This is a genomic window from Kitasatospora nipponensis (assembly GCF_039528135.1).
Lineage (GTDB): Bacteria > Actinomycetota > Actinomycetes > Streptomycetales > Streptomycetaceae > Kitasatospora > Kitasatospora nipponensis.
In genome coordinates this window covers 1-721 of record NZ_BAAALF010000700.1, presented here as the reverse complement: position 1 = coordinate 721, position 721 = coordinate 1, and the positions used below count along the sequence as shown (strand labels likewise).

At 69.9% G+C, this 721-nt stretch carries 1 protein-coding gene; it reads left to right on the top strand.

What is annotated here, in order from left to right; genetic code table 11:
- Positions 1-710: DUF6049 family protein (locus ABD323_RS42810; protein WP_344447445.1), on the top strand; the 710-nt coding region annotated here is incomplete at its 5' end.
- Positions 711-721: the final 11 nt, after the last annotated feature.

Here is a 721-nt window from a genome sequence, read left to right as displayed (position 1 = left end):
TGATGGACATTCAGGGCAGGCTGGACCAGCTGCTGTCCGTCCTCACCCAGCCGCAGCGGGTGCGCGGCCCGTTCAGCGCCGCCATGGTCCGCTCGATGTCCACCGCGTGGCGGGACCAGGCCCCGGAGGGCAGCTCCTACCGGGCCGGCGTGCAGAGCTATCTGGTCAGCCTGACCGGCGCGGTCAAGCTCACCCCCAAGAGCACGGTCACCCTCGCAGGTGACACCGGCACCGTCCTGGTCAGCGTCAAGAACGACCTCAACCAGGCCGTCGGCAACCTCCAGGTCAAGCTGAGCTCCAGTCAGCCGAACCGGGTCAACGTGGCTCTCCCGCAGAACGTGCTGCTGGAGGCCACCACCAGCCTGACCCTGCGCTTCCCGGCCAAGGCCCGGAACAACGGCCCCGTACAGATGACCGCCCAGCTGATGACCACCGGCACCCCCTCGCAGGCGTACGGCGAGCCGGTGGTCTTCACGGTCGAGGTCACCTCGGTCACCTCCGGCGTGCTGTACGTGATCGGCGGCGGCGTGGTGCTGATGCTGCTGGCCGCGCTCCGGTTCACCCTGCAGCGCCGCAAGCGCGCCGCTGAGCCGGATGACGAGCCGGATGACGAGCCGGAGGACGGGCCGGAGGATGAGGGAGGCGCGGCGGAGGAGACCGGCGCAGCTGCCGTGGAACACGCCCCCGGTGATGAGAAGGTGGGGCACTGAGGCGGACCCTT